General features: G+C 35.5%; 14 protein-coding genes, 1 tRNA gene and 1 pseudogene. 5 read left to right on the plus strand and 11 right to left on the minus strand.

Annotated features, from left to right (window positions below; translation table 11 throughout):
• The first annotated feature begins 6 nt into the window (after positions 1–6).
• From AC1MPL_RS05760 to AC1MPL_RS05770, 3 genes are read left to right on the plus strand one after another with little or no spacing between them, the layout of a single operon-like run.
• Complete coding sequence (locus AC1MPL_RS05760; protein WP_479764864.1) at positions 7–414, plus strand: YraN family protein; 408 nt, start codon at positions 7–9, stop codon at positions 412–414.
• 55 nt (positions 415–469) lie between these two features.
• Positions 470–1,153, plus strand: a complete 684-nt coding sequence (locus tag AC1MPL_RS05765) for a BON domain-containing protein (protein ID WP_479764865.1) — start codon at positions 470–472, stop codon at positions 1,151–1,153.
• A gap of 2 nt (positions 1,154–1,155) precedes the next feature.
• The gene (locus AC1MPL_RS05770; protein ID WP_479764866.1) at positions 1,156–2,049 is read left to right on the plus strand and encodes an alpha/beta hydrolase; all 894 of its coding nucleotides are present in this window, start codon (positions 1,156–1,158) and stop codon (positions 2,047–2,049) included.
• A gap of 50 nt (positions 2,050–2,099) precedes the next feature.
• Here the strand turns inward: AC1MPL_RS05770 and nudC are convergent, their stop codons facing one another.
• From nudC to dnaQ, 3 genes are all read right to left on the minus strand, one after another.
• Entirely contained in the window at positions 2,100–2,843 is a 744-nt protein-coding gene (gene nudC, locus AC1MPL_RS05775; protein WP_479764867.1) for an NAD(+) diphosphatase, read from the minus strand.
• Between the two features lie 3 nt (positions 2,844–2,846).
• Positions 2,847–4,481, minus strand: coding sequence for a hypothetical protein (locus tag AC1MPL_RS05780; RefSeq protein ID WP_479764868.1), 1,635 nt, complete (start codon positions 4,479–4,481; stop codon positions 2,847–2,849).
• A 169-nt stretch (positions 4,482–4,650) separates the two neighbouring features.
• Positions 4,651–5,991 (minus strand): DNA polymerase III subunit epsilon, encoded by a 1,341-nt coding sequence (gene dnaQ / locus AC1MPL_RS05785; protein ID WP_479764869.1) that lies wholly within the window; start codon positions 5,989–5,991, stop codon positions 4,651–4,653.
• A gap of 202 nt (positions 5,992–6,193) precedes the next feature.
• On the opposite strand from dnaQ, the gene AC1MPL_RS05790 reads away from it, so the two are divergent.
• Complete coding sequence (locus AC1MPL_RS05790; RefSeq protein ID WP_479764870.1) at positions 6,194–9,112, plus strand: lytic transglycosylase; 2,919 nt, start codon at positions 6,194–6,196, stop codon at positions 9,110–9,112.
• Between the two features lie 71 nt (positions 9,113–9,183).
• Here the strand turns inward: AC1MPL_RS05790 and AC1MPL_RS05795 are convergent.
• The 5 genes from AC1MPL_RS05795 to lpxO all read right to left on the minus strand — a co-directional run bounded on the left by AC1MPL_RS05795 (position 9,184) and on the right by lpxO (position 13,570).
• Positions 9,184–9,259, minus strand: a tRNA-Glu gene (locus AC1MPL_RS05795).
• A gap of 19 nt (positions 9,260–9,278) precedes the next feature.
• The gene (rnt, locus tag AC1MPL_RS05800; RefSeq protein ID WP_479764871.1) at positions 9,279–9,941 is read right to left on the minus strand and encodes a ribonuclease T; all 663 of its coding nucleotides are present in this window, start codon (positions 9,939–9,941) and stop codon (positions 9,279–9,281) included.
• Positions 9,926–10,960, minus strand: a complete 1,035-nt coding sequence (gene pyrC / locus AC1MPL_RS05805; protein ID WP_479764872.1) for a dihydroorotase — start codon at positions 10,958–10,960, stop codon at positions 9,926–9,928. Before pyrC ends, rnt begins: the two co-directional genes overlap by 16 nt.
• A 145-nt stretch (positions 10,961–11,105) precedes the next feature.
• Positions 11,106–12,464, minus strand: coding sequence for an argininosuccinate synthase (argG, locus tag AC1MPL_RS05810; RefSeq protein WP_479766167.1), 1,359 nt, complete (start codon positions 12,462–12,464; stop codon positions 11,106–11,108).
• A gap of 200 nt (positions 12,465–12,664) precedes the next feature.
• A complete protein-coding gene (lpxO, locus tag AC1MPL_RS05815; RefSeq protein ID WP_479764873.1) occupies positions 12,665–13,570 on the minus strand; it encodes a lipid A hydroxylase LpxO in 906 nt (301 codons plus the stop codon).
• 504 nt (positions 13,571–14,074) lie between these two features.
• Between lpxO and sbmA the strand changes: the two genes are divergently transcribed.
• Positions 14,075–15,268: a peptide antibiotic transporter SbmA gene (gene sbmA / locus AC1MPL_RS05820; RefSeq protein ID WP_479764874.1), complete on the plus strand. Its 1,194-nt coding sequence runs from the start codon at positions 14,075–14,077 to the stop codon at positions 15,266–15,268.
• A 923-nt stretch (positions 15,269–16,191) separates the two neighbouring features.
• Here sbmA and AC1MPL_RS05825 read toward each other — a convergent pair.
• From AC1MPL_RS05825 to AC1MPL_RS05835, 3 genes and pseudogenes are all read right to left on the minus strand, one after another.
• Complete coding sequence (locus AC1MPL_RS05825) at positions 16,192–16,542, minus strand: roadblock/LC7 domain-containing protein (RefSeq protein WP_479766168.1); 351 nt, start codon at positions 16,540–16,542, stop codon at positions 16,192–16,194.
• 21 nt (positions 16,543–16,563) lie between these two features.
• Positions 16,564–17,729 (minus strand): IS3 family transposase gene (locus AC1MPL_RS05830; protein ID WP_479764079.1). Its coding sequence is split into 2 segments (ribosomal slippage): positions 16,564–17,471 and positions 17,471–17,729, totalling 1,167 coding nucleotides; the frame shifts between segments, so codons are not numbered across the junction.
• A 64-nt stretch (positions 17,730–17,793) separates the two neighbouring features.
• Positions 17,794–18,096: pseudogene (locus AC1MPL_RS05835) on the minus strand (phospholipase D family protein); the annotation flags it as partial.
• Positions 18,097–18,159 lie beyond the last annotated feature (63 nt).

An 18,159-nucleotide genomic window follows, 5' to 3' on the forward strand; every position in this document is an offset into this window, starting at 1 on the left:
AATATGATGTCTAGCACAAGGAAATTTGGTCAGTGGGCTGAGGGTGAGTCTTCTAGCTATTTAAGTGATCAAGGGTTTGATTTAATTCAGACTAATTATTTCTCTGCTTATGGAGAAGTTGATTTGATTATGCAAAAAGATGACTTAATTATATTTGTAGAGGTGAAAGCACGCCGTTCTATAAAATATGGTACGGCATGTGAAGCAATTTCTCATTCTAAACAGAAAAAAATAATAAAAACGGCATATCAATTTTTAGATGAATATCCCTGCTATGAAATGTATAACCTACGATTTGATGTTATTTGTATTCAAATTAAACAACAAGTTGCAAAATCTATACTGCAAGATTTTTCCTTAGTCAATTATGATTTAGAGTGGATTACAGATGCATTTAATTTAGACACAGTGTAAAGTTAAAATTTATATCTGTTTTTAATAAGTTAAATGATTATAAAGGAGTTTTTGGGTGTCTAAACGTATTTTACTTGCGCTTTTATGTGCAGCAAGTTTATCAGGTTGCGCAAGTTTTATTTCGGGCGGTACAGGTTCAGCACCTGTGGGTACAGAAAGTGGTGTTCGTTCATTAGGTCAAGTGCTTATTGATAAATCAATTGAACGTACAGCATATATCAACTTATACAAGTTAGATTCACGCTTTAAGCAATCACGTGTAAATATTAAAAGCTTTTTTGGTAGTGTGTTGTTAACAGGTCAAGTTCCTGATGAAAGCTTAAAAAAACTTGCTGAAGATAATCTAAAAGCAATGAGCGATGTAAAGTCTGTGCACGATTATATGACTGTGGGTAACCAAATTAGCTATAGTACAATTATGCAAGATGCGACAGTAACTGCAAATACGCGTGGCTTGATTGCAAGAGCTTCTGTAATTTCAGATAGTAAAGTCCTTGTACATACAGAAGATGGTGTTTTATATGTAATGGGGCGTTTAAATAATGCAGAAATTGCTGATTTAAACAATGTCTTGGGACAGGTGGGTGACATTACAAAAGTTGTTACTTTAATTGATAATATTCAAAATTCAGGGATACAAACACCTCAACCAACTGTACAGACACCTGTAGCTGTAAGTTCAGGTACACCTGTGGCATCTGATGGAAGCACGGCTTCTACAACTCCTTATAATTACTAAATATGTGGAAAAGTAAACTTAAGTCAACTAAAGACAAGGTGTTGAGTCCATATTTAACTGCGGCAAAAGAGCGGTTAGAGGAGTTTCGGTTTTATGATGTCGCAAGTCATCATTTAAACCGTTTAACTTCTAGAGAGCATTTTACTTTAAATGCAGATTTATCTTACGGTGAGCATACTCGTCAGAAATTAGATTTGTATAAAGCAAAGAAGCCAAGATTAGATGAGCCTTTAATTGTATTTGTACATGGCGGTACGTGGGCACATGGTAAAAAAGAAGATTATTTGTTTGTAGGTGAAAGCTTTGCGAGAGAAGGCTTTAATGTTGCTGTGATTAACTATAGGTTAGCACCTGAACATAAGTTTCCTGATTATGTAAATGACCTTGTTATTGCTTTGAATTATTTAGAAAAGGAGAAGCAAACACTTAATCTATATACAGAAAATATAATACTGATGGGGCATTCGGCAGGCGGATTTAATATTATGTCTGCGATTTATTCACCTTATGAGTCAACACTTGTTTGTAAAAACCAAGTAAAAATGGCGATAGGTTTAGCTGGACCATATCATTTTAAATATATGGGTGATGCTAACTTAGAGCAGGCATTTGATCTCTCTTTAGACTATAAGGAAGTTATGCCATATTACTTTGTTGAAAAAAATGATATTCATCATGTATTGCTATTGGCATCGAAAGACTTCTTAGTTGCTAAAAGTAATACATTAGATATGCATCATAAATTAATGGAAGTTGGTAATACCAGTATTATTGAAACAGTGCCATATACAGGGCATATTACTTTAGTTGGAAGTTTATCTAGTTATATGGGTCGTATGTTTGCAACCAAGGCAATAATACTTAAAGAAATTAATAAATGTTTAGGCGAAGCTTAAAAGCTATTATAGTGACTGACATATATTAAATATGAAAGTCACTCATAAAATTATAGTTTATGATTTTGTGTAATATTCATGATTAATCGATGTGCAATACTACCTGCATGTGGCACGTTTGGTAGCTGATCAAATTTAAAAAATTGAGCATCTGCTATTTCATCTTCCTGAATAGCTATTTCACCATCTGCATATTCAGCGTGAAATGCAAGCATGAGATTGCTTGGGAATGGCCAAGGTTGGCTTGCTAAATAACGAATATTTTTTAATTGAACGCCGACTTCTTCCATTGTTTCTCTAGCAACAGCCTGTTCTAAAGTTTCCCCAACTTCAACAAAGCCAGCAATTAAACCATATGTATTATCTTTACGATGGATTGATTTTGCGAGTAGTACCTCATCTTCACCACGTGTGATGATAGTAATTACGCAAGGGCTAATACGAGGGTATTGGCGATAATGGCAACGTGGGCAGACCATACAAAGCTCAGTGTTATGGGCTTTAGTTTTTGTGCCACAAGTACTACAAAATTGATGGTGTTTTTTCCACTCTAGAAGTTGGATTGCTCGACTTGCTTGCTCAAACTGTTGAGTATGCCATGTCGGAATGAGTTCTCGTAATGAAACAAACTGAAAACCATCTGGAATTTTATCTTTCTCTTTCCATATACGTGCAACTGACGTTTGGTCTACAACTAAGTCTGTATCATCTGGAATAAGATTAGGCAGTTGCATGTTTTTATCTACAAGCAACTGCTGTTTATTGTAAATATATGTGATTTTCTTCTGAGACATTATTTATGCAGCATTTTTAAGTTCTTGGCTATTTCTTAATGCTACATCAAACATTTCAAACATAATAGGTTGTTTATTGTTAATTTCTTCTAGGCTAATGTCTACACTGGCACATACGCTGAGTATCGTTTTAATGTTCGCTTCACTAAGCAATGCTGTATTTTGCAGAGCATTTTCCATGAAATTTGCGCAAAGAGTAAATGCTTGATAAATGTTTGAATTATTAAATAAAAATAGTGCTGCACCAGCCATTTCTTCTAGAGCATGCGGAAGTGTTTCTAATAGACTAATATCTTGCTGTGCTTGGTATTCTGTTAATTGAGTTGCACTATTTTCAACCAGTTCTTTAAGCTCTTGCGCGAGTGCAGTATATGCATTGTCTAAGCGATCTAAAGATATATTCTTATTTATTACAGGACGTTGCAATAGGTTTGGAGTATTTTTGCGAATATAAAGACCAAGTTCATTAAGCGCTTGATTTAAGCTCTGCATTAATTCTTGAGTTATATGTTCATTGTGTAGTTCTGCAAGGTTCTGCAGTTTATCTAAATGAGTTGTTATGGTCTGTGCAATTGATGTTAAGTTTAAAACAGCAAGTGTATTTCTGATATCTACAAGATGCTTCAGTAAGTTCTCAAACCTTTCGATATCCATCGTTTTATAATTAAACTCAATTTCTTGGCGAACAGTTGTAATTTCATCACTTAGTAGTTGAGCAACTGTTGTAACGGTGTTGTAGTCAGGTGCTCTGAATTTATGTTCTAAAAGATTTAATGTTTCGTCAGAAATCACTTTATATTGAAGCTGCGATGATAATTTTTCTGCAATAGTTGAGCTTTGTCCAAGGCAAATGCGAATAACATTTGCAAACTCAATTTTAGTGGGTTCAAATGTATTTACTGCTGTAAAGAACTCACTAATATTCTTTTCAATTTGAATGAAAGTTCTTAGACGAGAGGTGCTGAAAAAGTTTTGTTCAATATGATTAAATGCTTCAAATACAAATTTCCAATATAGTTCGCTTGGTGTACCCACTGAGAGTGTAGCCAGTTGTTCGGCAACAGCAATTAATGCAACTTTATTAATACCTGTTGTCTTATGGAGCAAGAGTTGTTTTAAGCAAATTTTGTAAAGCTGGTGAGTGTAGGCAGATTTTTCAACGTTATCAATTTGAATATCAATTTGAGGATAGCTAGAAAGCTTTGCTTCTAAATCAGCAGTTTCTTGTGTGATAGGATATTTTAAATGCTGTTCTAGCTGATTTAACTGATCAAGCAAAAATACAGAAACATTCTTTTCTTCTAAGCAACTAAACTCAATATAGCGTTTTGCACTGAGTAGTGCATTACTAATTAGGTGGATCTCACTTGTATTGATATTATTAGGATTTTCAATAACTTGATGTGTTGCTTCGGCACTATACTTAATTATTTTACCTAAAGTTTCTTGCTTAATTAAGTAGAGAACTTTCGCACATTGATTCATTTGTGTTAATGCATCATCAAGACCAAAAGGAACTTGCTGGTCGTCAACTAAGCTCGAAATTAAAGTAGCTATTTGTTGGATCGAATTATCTATTTCTGATTTGACCATCAGTAATGCTGTTGGATTGAAAGATGTAGAGATTTGATCCGACATGAAATATACCTATCTATTAATTTGAAGCAGAATAAGTGAGCTGTTACTTACGAAGATAATACAATTAAAGCATGAATAGTAAAATAAAAAATAAACTAAATTTATGCAAAAGATTCAGTACAAGTGAAATATTATATAACATATTTATGTCAAAAATACTAAAAATTACTTATTCTGACTTTTCAAAAATGCTTGGTTTCCCATTTTTTGTTGCAATTGTTTCCATCCATTTTTGATGTTCTTCTAGCTCTGACTCTACTGCATAAATGATAGGTAAGTCAGCATGAATATATATGTTATTCTGCGTTATGCCTGAAGTCAGGTTGTCTTGAGAGAGTGAGTCCATATCAAAAGAAACTTGACCACCTGTCATGGCAAGATAGACATCGGCTAGTATTTCAGCATCAAGTAGTGCCCCGTGGTATGTTCTATCACGCGCAGGAATTTCATATCTTCGTACAAGTGCATCTAAGGAATTTTTTTGCCCAGGGTGTTTGTTTTTGGCCATTGCTAATGTATCTGTTACTTCACATACATCTGAAAGCTTGGGTAGCCTAACACGTTCAAATTCTGTATTTAAGAAATTCATATCGAATGATGCATTATGTGCAATGATTTCTGCACCTTTAAGATAATCAAATAATACAGTTGAAATCTCATGATATTTGGGTTTATCTGCTAAGAATTCATCTGTAATACCATGAATTTCAACTGAATCGCCCACAGGTTTTTCAGGGTTGATATAAATATGAATAGAACTCCCAGTAAGTTTTCTATTAATCATTTCGACAGCCCCAACCTCAATAATGCGGTCGCCGTCTTGAAAGTAAAAACCTGTAGTTTCTGTATCTAAAATAAGTTGGCGGGGGCCGTGTAGGTTTACTGTTGCAGGTGTAATTTTGATGTGAGGGTGCTGCTGAGTATTTAGACGAATTTCATCTTGATCACTTTTGATATCATCATTGCCATTGTTAAAATCTTCTGCATTATGTTCTTCATCTGTTATATCTACACCAAAAGGATCGCTCAGTAACCAATCATCTTCAATTTTTTTTTTCTCTATTTTTGGCTGTTTTGTATTTTGTTCTTTTAGGAAGTCATCAGCACCTCTATTTGCAAGTTGATCTGCCATTTCATTTCCTGCATGGCCTGCGTGACCTTTTATCCAATTCCACTCAATTTCTCTATTTTGGCATGTTGCATCTAGTTTTTGCCATAGATCTGGGTTTTTTACATCTTTCCAGTTTTTCTTTTTCCAGTTATGAATCCATTCTGTAATACCTTGTTTTACATAATTGGAATCTGTCCAGATTATGAGCTTAGCATCTGTTGGGCAAAATTGAATACCTTCTATGGCTGCTGTGAGTTCCATTCGGTTGTTTGTTGTAAGTTCTGCACCTCCTGAAAGCTTATGTTCGCCTTGTTCGGTAATTATATATGCACCCCAACCTCCAAGACCTGGATTTCCTCGACAAGCACCGTCGACATAAAGTGTAATTGTTTGTGACATGATACAAAATCCAAACTAAAAGTTGTAGTGAAAAGCATTATTCTACCGTGCAAAATGCTATGTTTCAGTAGTTTCACAAGATTTTTTAATTTCTTGTAACATTTAAGGTAGACTAGCATAAGTTAGAGTGTTGTACCTTAGGTCAGCTTTAATAAAATGGAAATGAAGAATTAAATACCTCACGACTTGTTTGGGATTGTATATGTTTAGACCTACCACGGTATTGTGGCCAATTTCTGCACCGCAACTTTTCAAAGTATCACTATTAGGTTCAACGGTTGCAGCCTTAATTTTAAGTACAGGATGTAGTTCAACGCCAACTAGAACACAAACAACAATTCATCCTAAACAAGTCGGTAGTAATACTTCTGATTATTTAGACGCAAGTTCGCTTGACTCATTAGAAGACTTACTTTCAGCAACAGATATGCGTGCTGTAGAGGGAGATAGACTCCTGATTTTAAAGCATGGTGATGTGTGGAAGCGCATGACTGTCGGTTTTAAAATGGATGAGGGGCATTGGGACCCTCGTATTGATGCGCAAAGAAATTGGTTCATTTCAAGACAGCCATATTTAGATCGTTTAAGCGCACGTGCCAGCCGTTATTTATATCATACAGTAAAAGAAGCTGAACGCCGTGGTATGCCAACTGAATTGGCATTGCTACCTGTAATTGAAAGCTCTTATGACCCTGCTGCAACGAGCTCGGCATCTGCAACAGGTCTATGGCAATTCATCCCGAGTACAGGGAAAATTTATGGTTTGCAACAAACTGGCTCATATGATGCGCGCCGTGATGTAGTTGAATCGACACGTGCAGCCTATGAGTTTTTAGGGAGTTTATATAATCAGTTTGGCTCTTGGGAGCTTGCGCTTGCTGCATATAATGCAGGCCCCGGACGTGTTCAGCAGGCAATTAATCGTAATGCATCACTTGGATTACCTACAGATTATTGGTCATTAAAACTACCTGCAGAAACAATGAATTATGTGCCGCGATTTTTGGCAGTTGCTCAAATTGTTAAAAATCCACGTGCTTATGGTGTTACGCTTCCACCTATTGCTAATCGACCTCACTTTAGAGAGATTCAGATTCAGCCAGGTGTTTCTATGACACAAATTGCCGATTTATCTGGTCTTTCACGTACAGAGTTATATGCACTTAACCCAGGATATCGTGGTGAATATATAGATACAGATAGTCCAGGCCGTATTCTAATTCCTTCAGATGTGAGTCCTGCGGTTGATCGTCGATTAATGGCACTGAAAGGCACAGGCTATACAGGTAATAATTCATGGCAAGCAGTCGCACCTGTGAAAACAACTGTAGTAAATACAAGCCCCGTGATTATTGGCAGTTCTACACCAATTCCTGATAGAAGTAGAGCAAATACGCCAGCAAGCCCAGATGCGCTTGCTGCTTTTGCAAATAATGCCGATGTACCAAGTGCGCCGCGTATCCCTGTTGCAGTGACAACAGCAAACGATTTAAAACGTCCAATTAATACAGAGCCACCTATTTCTATTCATGAGCGTGATCGGATTTTAGCTGAGATTAAAGCTGATGATGCAAAAGAAACAGTGAATAATGTTGTACAACCTGTTGCAGACAGCTCTGAGCAGTTACAAGTTATTAATGAGATTAAAGCGATTGCACCTGCAGGTACTCAAGTGGTCGATCCTTTAGATGGTAAAATTAAATTAACTGCAATTCAGACCAGTCAATCTGTTGCAGATAGTGAAGGTAAAGAAGTAACAAAGAGCTTCTCTTATCCTAAAAATGTTGTAGATACAGTTTCGAAAGATTCTGATGATGCAAGGCGTAATAAAAATAGAGACTATATTAAAACGGATACAGATATTGTTGCTGTAACTCCAAAAGGAGATAGAAGTACTTATACTGTAGTTGCTGGTGATACTCTTGCTACAATTGCGATGAAAAATGGCGTAAATTGGAGAGATATTGCAAAGTGGAATCAGATTGATCCAAATGCACCTTTATATGTTGGAAATACTTTATATCTTTATAATGCTAAATCACAAAATCCATCTGTAGAAAAACCAGATAATTATATTGTAAAAGCAAATGATAGTTTAACTGCTGTGGCAAGCCAATTTGACTTGTCTGTAAAAGACTTGGCTGATTGGAATAACCTTTCACCTACAAGTAATTTAATGATCGGTCAGAAACTTATTTTAAAAGCACCCAAAGAAGTATCTGAGCAGAAAAAAGCGATCAAAGTAAAAACACAAGTTTATAGTGTAAAACGTGGTGAGTATCTAAAATTAATTGCCGATCGTTATGGCATATCTAATCAGGAGCTTGCAGATTTAACACCTGACTTATCAGCCGATGATAGTTTAAGAGTAGGTCAGAAAATTAATGTCCCAATAACCGAAGAAAGGGAACAAAAGAGTCATAGTGCGGAAGTATCATTACCTGAAAAGTATAAAGTAAAACGTGGTGATACTCTTAATTCAATTGCAACAAAATCAAATATTTCATTAAGTGATCTTGCAAAGTTAAATCATGTCCGTAGTAGTTATCAAGTAAGAGTAGGGCAAGTCATTCAAGTGCCTGAAGGTACACAAACCCCTACTGAGTACACAGTAAAAAGTGGTGATACACTGTCAAATATTGCAGCACGTTATAACTTACAGCTAGACTATCTTGCGAGTATTAATGGTCTATCTAAAGGCTCTAGGGTGCGTATTGGCCAACGTCTTAAATTAAATGACGATGATATTGATGATAATGCTAAGGTAATACAGCAGTCTCAGGTTGAACCACGTACGAAAGAGAAAGTTGCAGGTACAAAACAAACAGAAAGCTATACAGTTCAGTCAGGCGAGTCTTTACATACTATAGCAGCACGCTATGGTGTGACTGTCAAAGAGCTTGCAGAAATGAATGATCTTACTGTAAGAACAAACTTACGTCGTGGTCAAGTATTGGATGTACCAAAGAAAACAGTTGATTACAAAGTGAAGTCAGGCGATAACTTAATTCGTTTAGCAAATAAATATGGTATTGAACCAAAAGAATTGGCAGAGATGAATGATTTACAATCTACCTCCCAATTACGTTTAGATGCAATAATTCAAGTACCTAATAAATAAAATGAAGAAGGAGGCTTAGCCTCCTTTTTTTATAAAAAAAGCTCACATATTTGATGTGAGCTTTAAAAATTTGGCGTCCCTACGGGGATTCGAACCCCGGTTACCGCCGTGAAAGGGCGATGTCCTAGGCCTCTAGACGATAGGGACGTATAGAAGTGGCGCTATTCTATGTTGAAGATAGTAGGTTGTCAAGTACGTGAGGTGCTAACTTATTTAAAATATAGCAAAATAATTCTGCAGTCTTTTCTGTGTCATAGAGTGCAGAATGTGCTTCGTTACCATCAAATTCAATACCTGCTTGAATGCAAGATTTAGCAAGCACAGTTTGTCCAAACATGACAGCACTTAGTGTAACGGTATCGAATACAGAAAAGCTGTGGAATGGATTTTGATTTTTTGTACCTGTACGATCAACTGCTGCACGTAAAAAACCAAGGTCAAAGTGCGCATTGTGCCCAACCAAAACGGCATGCGAGCATTTTTGTTGACGTCTAACTTCTGTCAATGATTTAAAAATACGTTTTAATGCACTTTTTTCATCTTCTGCCATTGCCATGCGTAATGGATTGAATGGGTCAATGCCAATAAAGTCTAGAGAGCGACGATCTAAGTTTGCACCTTCAAAAGGATTGATATGTGCATGTATGGCCTTACCTGGTACAAAAATACCTTCATCGTTATACACGATCGGAATACATGCAATTTCAAGCAGAGCATCTGTTTGAGCGTTAAACCCTGCGGTTTCAACATCTACAACAACAGGCAGGAAACCACGAAACCGTTGGCCAATAACAGGGACATTTTCTGTTGCTGTCACACTTTTCTCCATTGAATGGTTTTTCCAGCATAAAGTGGAATAATTTTCTGATCTTCTAAATAGTTTAGATGCTGCGGAATAACTTGATCTTCTTTTTTGAGTGTAATGGTATCTGTATTTCGAGGTAGTCCATAAAAATCAGCACCAAAATGGCTAGCAAATCCTTCAAGGCGTTCTATACGATCGACTTGATCGAATGCTTGTGCATAAAGCTCGATTGCAGTTGGCGCACTATAACAGCCTGCACAGCCACATGCATTTTCTTTGGCATCTTGTGCATGAGGCGCACTATCTGTACCTAAAAAGAATTTAGGGTTTCCACTTGTCGCGACTTCTAATAGTTTTTCTTGATGTGTTTGACGCTTTAAAATTGGCAGGCAATAAAAATGAGGTTTTATTCCGCCAACTAACATGTTATTGCGGTTAAATAGCAAATGTTGGGGGGTTATTGTTGCTGCTACTTTTTTACTTTGTTCAAGTACAAAGTTTGCAGCATCGCTTGTTGTAATATGCTCAAGTACAATTTTTAAATCAGGGAACTGTTGAATTAGAAGAGAGAGAACTTCATCTAAAAAACGTTTTTCTCTATCAAAAATATCAACATGTTTATGCGTTACTTCACCATGAAGTAGTAATGGAATTTGATGTTTTTCCATTTCTTCAATAACCGCATAAACTTTACGGATATCACTGACACCATTATCTGAGTTGGTTGTCGCACCAGCAGGGTAAAGTTTAATCGCATTTACACAGTTTGATGCCTTTATTTTAGCTATTTCATCTGGGCATGTCTGATCTGTAAAATACAGAACCATACGAGGATCAAATAAATTTCCCTCTGGTACATGTTGCATAATACGATTGCGGTATGCGATAGCTTCTTCTACAGTTTTTACTGGTGGTACTAGGTTTGGCATACAGATTGCACGGCGGAACTGCTTTGCTAAATCAGGTACGGTACGTTTAAGTGCAAGACCATCACGTAAGTGGACATGCCAGTCATCTGGCTGCGTTAGCGTTATTGTCTTCAATGTCTTTTCAAACTAAAAATAAAATAAATAATAATGCATAAACTCAAAAAAGCATAATGCTGTCTATCTTGAATTGATGCACATGGCAGAAACTAAAAATTAAAGATAAAAAAAACTGCTCACTTAGAGCAGTTTTTTCTTCATATTATTTCTTTTTTGTTTCAAGTTGAGGTACAGCAGAACCTTGTGCAATTGAAAGCAAACCAGTTTGGCTATAGATTCCAAGTTTTGCACGCGTATCAATAATATCTAGGTTTCGCATTGTTAATTGACCAATACGATCCATAGGTGTAAATGTTGAATCACCTTTCTCCATGGTTAAGCGTTCAGCTTCATAAGTAAGGTTTGGAGATTCTGTATTTAAGATACTGTAATCATTACCACGGCGTAACTCTAGTGTTACTTGACCAGTAATTGCTTTTGCAACCCAACGTTGAGCTGTTTCACGTAGCATGAGTGCTTGTGAGTCGAACCAACGACCTTGGTAAAGTAGACGACCTAGACGTAAACCATTAATACGGTATTGCTCGATAGTATCTTCGTTATGAATACCTGTAACTAGGCGATCATAAGCAGCATGAAGTAGTGCCATACCTGGTGCTTCATAAATACCGCGAGATTTTGCTTCAATAATACGGTTCTCAATCTGGTCTGACATGCCTAAACCATGGCGACCACCAATTTTATTTGCTTCTAAAATAAGGTCTACAGGGTTATCGAAGCGTGTACCGTTTAGTGCAACTGGCATACCTTCTTCAAAAGTAACTGTTACAATTTCTGGTTTAATTTCAACATCGTCACGCCAGAAAGCAACGCCCATAATTGGTTCAACAATTTTGATACCTGCATTCAGGGATTCAAGATCTTTTGCTTCGTGTGTTGCGCCAAGCATGTTTGAATCTGTTGAATAGGCTTTTTCTTTTGACATTTTGTAGTCAAAGCCGTTATCAATCAGGAACTGTGACATTTCAGCACGACCACCTAATTCATCAATGAATTGTTGGTCTAACCACGGTTTATAAATTTTAAGTGCAGGGTTGGTTAGTAGACCATAGCGGTAGAAACGTTCAATATCGTTTCCTTTGTATGTAGAACCGTCACCCCAAATATTTACATCATCTTCTTTCATTGCTGTAACAAGCATTGTTCCTGTAACAGCACGACCTAAAGGTGTTGTATTGAAATATGGTACACCACCTGTACTGATGTGAAATGCACCACATTGAATTGCAGCAATACCTTCTAAAGCAAGTTGAAGTCGGCAGTCAACCAATCGGGCTTTATCAGCACCATATTGTTCAGCTTTTTTGGGAATAGCGTTGTAGTCATCTTCGTCAGGTTGGCCAAGGTCTGCAGTATAAGCATAAGGTTGTGCACCTTTTTGCTTCATCCAAAGTAATGCTGCAGATGTATCTAAACCACCAGAGAAGGCGATACCAACTTTTTGCCCTACAGGTATGTTTTGCAAGATTGTTGCATTATCAGTCATTGTGGATCCTAATATTATGAACTCAATATTGTAAAGAGTATCACCAAAAGCGTTGTATGTTATAGACTTCATTTACCATTTGTGATGGTAAATGATAACATCAGTAAAAATACTAATAAGAGTTTATCTGATCTTTTAAAATCAGTGTATCTTTCTATATATTATTACTTAAAAAAAAGCAGATACAAAGTATTGCATTTGCTTTTCGTTATATTTTAAATGAAACTTGGTAAGAGAATCAGTAAAATGATCGTAGAGAACAGCATCCATTTTGTAAAATAGTACATAGAGCGATTTTTTTCTTTGAGGGAGCGCCCTTTCATATGAATAGCATATAAGTACTTGAATGCTTTATTGATGCCACCTGTTTTGTCTTGGGCATCATTTGGGGAGCTAGCCGCAGCCATAATGTTTCTACCAAACCAATGGTTGAAACTTTGTGCCCAAGCCCATTTCATTGGGCGCTCAATATCGCAAAATAAAATAATACGTGTTTGCTCTGTTTTATTCTGTGCCCAATGTACATAAGTTTCATCAAATAGAGTAGCCTTACCATCTCTCCAACTATGGCGTTCATTATCTACCTCAATAAAACATTCATTACTATTGGGTGTAAATAATCCTAAATGATAACGTATAGATCCTGCATATGGGTCACGGTGTTTGCCTAGATAGCTTCCTGCAGGTAGTTCTGCAAACATTGCAGCTTTTATTGAGGGAATTTTTTCTAGTATTTCAACTGTTTTTGGGCAAAGCTGTTGTGCAGATGGATGAGTTTCTTTATACCACTTTAGATAAAAGCGTTTCCATCCTCGTTTAAAAAAAGTATTGAATCCTGCGTCATTATTACTTTCTGCAGCTTTAATATGTGTATTTAGTTGAAGTGCCTCTTCTCTAATAATTTGCCAGTGGTCTTGCAGTGGTTTTAACTCTGGAAAATCTTTTAAGTCGAAAAAAGGTCGATTCGGTAGTTTAGAAAATCCAGTCATGAACATATTCACTGGAGCTAAAAATGTTGAGTGGTCAAATAGTTGTCTAGAAAGTTTTAGGCGTACATGACCATGAAAATAGGTATACACTAGGCTTGTAAAAAATATTCCAATGATAATGAATGCATACATAGAAAATTCGCTTTAGAAACTTAGTAAATTTCGTTAAAAGGGGACTAATCTTATAAACCATATCTTAATTTTTGTTCTGTAAAGTTTTCAATTACGATAATCGTTTGAGATTAATATAGTTAAATTTAATAAAAAACACTAGATAAAGCTACTTATTTGAAAAATGATCATTAAAAATATAAGATTAAATAGCTTTTTAATGATATGGACTCCTATTTCTAATAGAAAAGTTTTACTACATACGCATGAATAATTAGAAAACATTGTCAAAAACTAAAATATCTGTGAATAGTAGAAACTTGATTGAAGTTTGATAAAAGTGATTAGGCTATGGCTTTGAAGGTTTAAATCCAAATGTGAGTATATGATAAGGACAGTTACAAAAATGGTTCTGATGTATTAGGAATTAATGTCAGAATAGTAATAAGTATTTATGCATATTAAAAATTATGATTTTTACTACTGCTCGTTATATATAAGATATTTGTCGGAATAATTTAATTTATGTTTGAGTCTTTTTTCCCCGCACCTCGTCGCTTTTTTTTATCTGTGCTTGCATGGGCTGCTATAAGTGTTGGTATGTGGTATTTAGGCGGGCAACATTGGGGTACTTACATTGGATTTACTCCTGGTTATGATAAAGCAGTTTTACCTATAGGGATTAGTCGTTTTTTATATCCAACTTTTATCTGGTTTTATATTTGGTTTTTTATCTCAGTACTTATTTTTGCACTGTTTTGGAAAATTGTTGCAAAACATAAATGGCATGCATGGTCGATTTGGGGGTCTGCATTTATCTTATTTAATATTTGGTTTAGTGTTCAGGTAAATGTAGCTCTAAATGAATGGTATAACCCATTTTACGATCTAATCCAAAATATGCTTTCAAATAAAGGTGGTAATATTCAAGATCTTTATACTGGAACATTGGCATTTCTCTATATTGCTATGGTTTATGTCACAGTTGTGATTATTAATTCATTTTTTACTAGCCATTATGTCTTTCGTTGGCGTATGGCAATGAATGAGTATTATATCAAGCACTGGGAAAGCTTAAGGCATATGGAAGGTGCATCTCAGCGTGTACAAGAAGATACAATGCGGTTTGCATCTATTATGGAAGGTCTAGGCGTAAGTTTTATCAATGCTATTATGGTACTGATAGCATTTTTACCTATTTTATTTCAGCTTTCAGAGCATGTGAAAGTACTTCCTCTGGTTGGTGAAATTCCACATGCATTATTCTGGGCTGCTATTGTTTGGTCTGTCTTTGGAACAGTTTTAATGATGGTAGTTGGCGTTAAATTACCTGGACTTGAGTTTAACAATCAAAAAGTGGAAGCCGCATATCGTAAAGAACTTGTCTATGGTGAAGACAGTAGTGCGTATGCACAACCTGTAAAGCTACGAGAGCTATTTTCTAGTGTGCGAGTTAATTATTTTAAATTGTACTTTCACTATACATATTTTAATTTGATTAGTATTTGGTATATGCAACTAGATATATTATTTAGTTTGGTTATATTATTTCCCTCTATTGCATCTGGTGCATTCACCTTAGGGCTGATGCAACAAGTTTCTAATGTATTTGATAAAGTTCGAGGATCTTTTCAATATCTGATTAGTTCTTGGAAAACTATCATTGAATTACTTTCAATCTATAAGCGTTTAAAAGCCTTTGAGTCTGTTTTAAAGTAGTGTGATCGTGTAAGTATTATTTTCATAAGCTGAGCAACTAAAAGCTGTTCATAGCTATAATTATCCTGATTGATATGGTTGCTTTACTTTGTAGTATGATGTTTGAAAATAATTTAAATTTTTTAAGTGCATATTGCCACTGAAGCTAACTTTATATGAAATAGTGTTCCTTACTATTTCATATAAAGTGTCTTATTAAAATAATTTTAGAATTGTTCTTTTTGCTAGAAAATTATTCAAGTTCGTGGTTTATTTGTGCATTATAGAAAACATCTTTCTGTTTCTAACATTAGCATTATATATTTTATCTGCTATTAAATAGATCTATAACTTGGCTGTTAACACGAGCGATTTTAAAATCAATAGATAATCCGTTTAAGTCGGCTATAAAATGAATTTTTGATGAGTATTTACTATGCAATTTTCCAAATTGCTTTTTTGAAACTGTGCTGAGCTCCGTTTGTATGCTAATTAATGAACGAGTAGCTTCCTTCCATCAATGAATAGAGGTTCTTAATTTAAACTGCTTCATAATTTTTTTAAAATATCTAGCCATGTTATATCTTTACTGAGCTCTTACCTGCATGTAAGCAACTCAACCATGAATCTTCATAGTTTAGAATTTGTTGCTAGATATTCTTTGTGAATTGAAAGATATAGGAATATAGATAAATTAGTATCTTCAATAAAGAATAATTTATTTTAAAATACTTATTTCTAAGTGAAATATAAAGATACTTAATCAGGAAGGAGTTATTAAGCTACTTAACTAGAATTTATTTATGAGTAAGAGAGAGTGATTGGTCATATCAAAAAAATAATGAGATAAAAGTTAGGTTATGGATACTTACTTTAGTCTAAACAGAATTTTGATTGTATAAAAGCGAATAAATAATTATTCGCTTTTATATTTATAATGAAACTTATGAAAAATCTAATTGAGTTTCAAATTTCTTTAATATATGGCGAGCCATAGCAAGGTTCGCTTTTTTACGATCTAAAGCGATGTATAAGAATAAATCTTTATTACCTTTTAATGGACGAAGTAAGTGATACTGTTCAGCTAAAGTAATTAAGATATCTTCAATGTCATCATTTAATCCAAGTGCTTGAGCTACTTTTCTCTTTGCACGAATTACTTCAGTATTTCCTGCAGATGCAAGATCTAGATCGATTGCTGTGCCTTCTGTAGCAAGGGGTAAACCACTTTCGCTATCTACAAGTGATGCTGCGATAAAACCATCTAGTTCATCTGATGTGTGCTGAATTATCAGGAGACTTTCACTTGGGAGATTTTAGGCAGCCAACTTGCAAAAGTCCTCTGCCATTTGATTTGGTGTCTTAAAATCCAAACCTTTTTGAATTCTTCGTTGATTATAAAATAACTCTATGTATTTTGTAATCTCCGCTTTGGCTTCTTCCCTCGTTTTATAGCTATGATGATGCACCAATTCGTTTTTGAGTATGCCCCAGAAGCTTTCAATCGGTGCATTATCGTAACAATCGCCACGCTTGCTCATTGAACCCTGAAAGCCACATTTTTCAAGTAAGTTTCGATATTCATGACCGCAATATTGGCTGCCTCTGTCTGAATGCACAATGAGGTCCTTAGTTGGTTTTTGATTGCGAATAGCCATATTCAATGCATCACAAACAAGCTTGGCTGTCATACGCTCATTTAAGCTGTAGCCAACCACTTGTTTCGTGTAAAGGTCTTTTACAGCTGCTAAGTACAACCAGCCTTCAGTTGTCCATATATACGTAATATCACTCGACCACGCTTGATTTGGTTTAATCATTGAGAATTGTTGTTCAAGCAAATTTGGATAGATCGCTCGGTTATGGTCACTGTTCGTTGTTCTTTTGAAACGCTTGTGGCGCTTACAATACAGCTGATTTAACTTTTTTATCTGACGAACGGCATAGGCACTAATTTTTACGCCCTGAGCCTGTAAATGCTTGGTTAAACGAATATAGCCATAGCTCTGTTTCGTTTCCTCATGTGCTATTTTGACCAAAATTGCTTGTTGATTTCGCTGAATTGATTGTTTACTCACACCTTGTTTTAGCCAATCATAAAAGCATGAAACTGATACGTGAAGTAAGCGAGCCATCAAAATAATAGGAAATAAGTGTCTTTGCGATTTCATATAGGCGTACCTTACTGACTTTCTTTGGCAAAGTACGCTGCTGCCTTTTTTAGAAATTCACGTTCCATTTCGGCTGTTTTAAGCTGCTGTTTAAGTTTTTTATTTTCTTCGAGTAAAGCATTTAGATCAGGTGAATACTGTTTTGTACCGGCTAAAGTCCCTGCCTTTGCCTTTGTATTCCAGTTCGAAAGGGTTTGCATGGAAATGCCGAGTTCTCTAGCTGTTTGGGATACATTGCCTTGATTGGCTTCTATTGCTTTGATCGCTTCAGCTTTAAATTCTGCCGTATACGTCTTGTGTTTCTTGCTCATGGTAAACTCCTGATGAGTATGTATAGTTTACCAAGTTAAACCCTCCTGTTTTTTCAGCAGACATCAGGTTTAGGCTAGTAATAATTGCACGATCTTCATTGAGATAGCATTTTGCATGTAAGTTTTTACAAAAGCTTGTGCGTATATATTCTTGTTCTTTTAACCAATTGATTTCTTCAGGCTGTAACTCGCTTTTTCCATAAATAATTCGAATATCGATTTTTAGACGGTTTTTGTCTTCAAGTAGTTCCTTAATTCGGTCATTGAGCTTTAGGAATGGACTAATTAAAATAACACGTTCTTTTGCTGATTTTATAAGCTCTTCAAGGTAGTAATTTGTTGCACTTGTATTTAAGAATTTTGCCATAGTATGAATGAAGCCCCATTATATTTAGAAAAATAAAAACCCCGCACGAAGCGAGGTTTTTAT

The organism is Acinetobacter sp. N1-1, assembly GCF_056711485.1.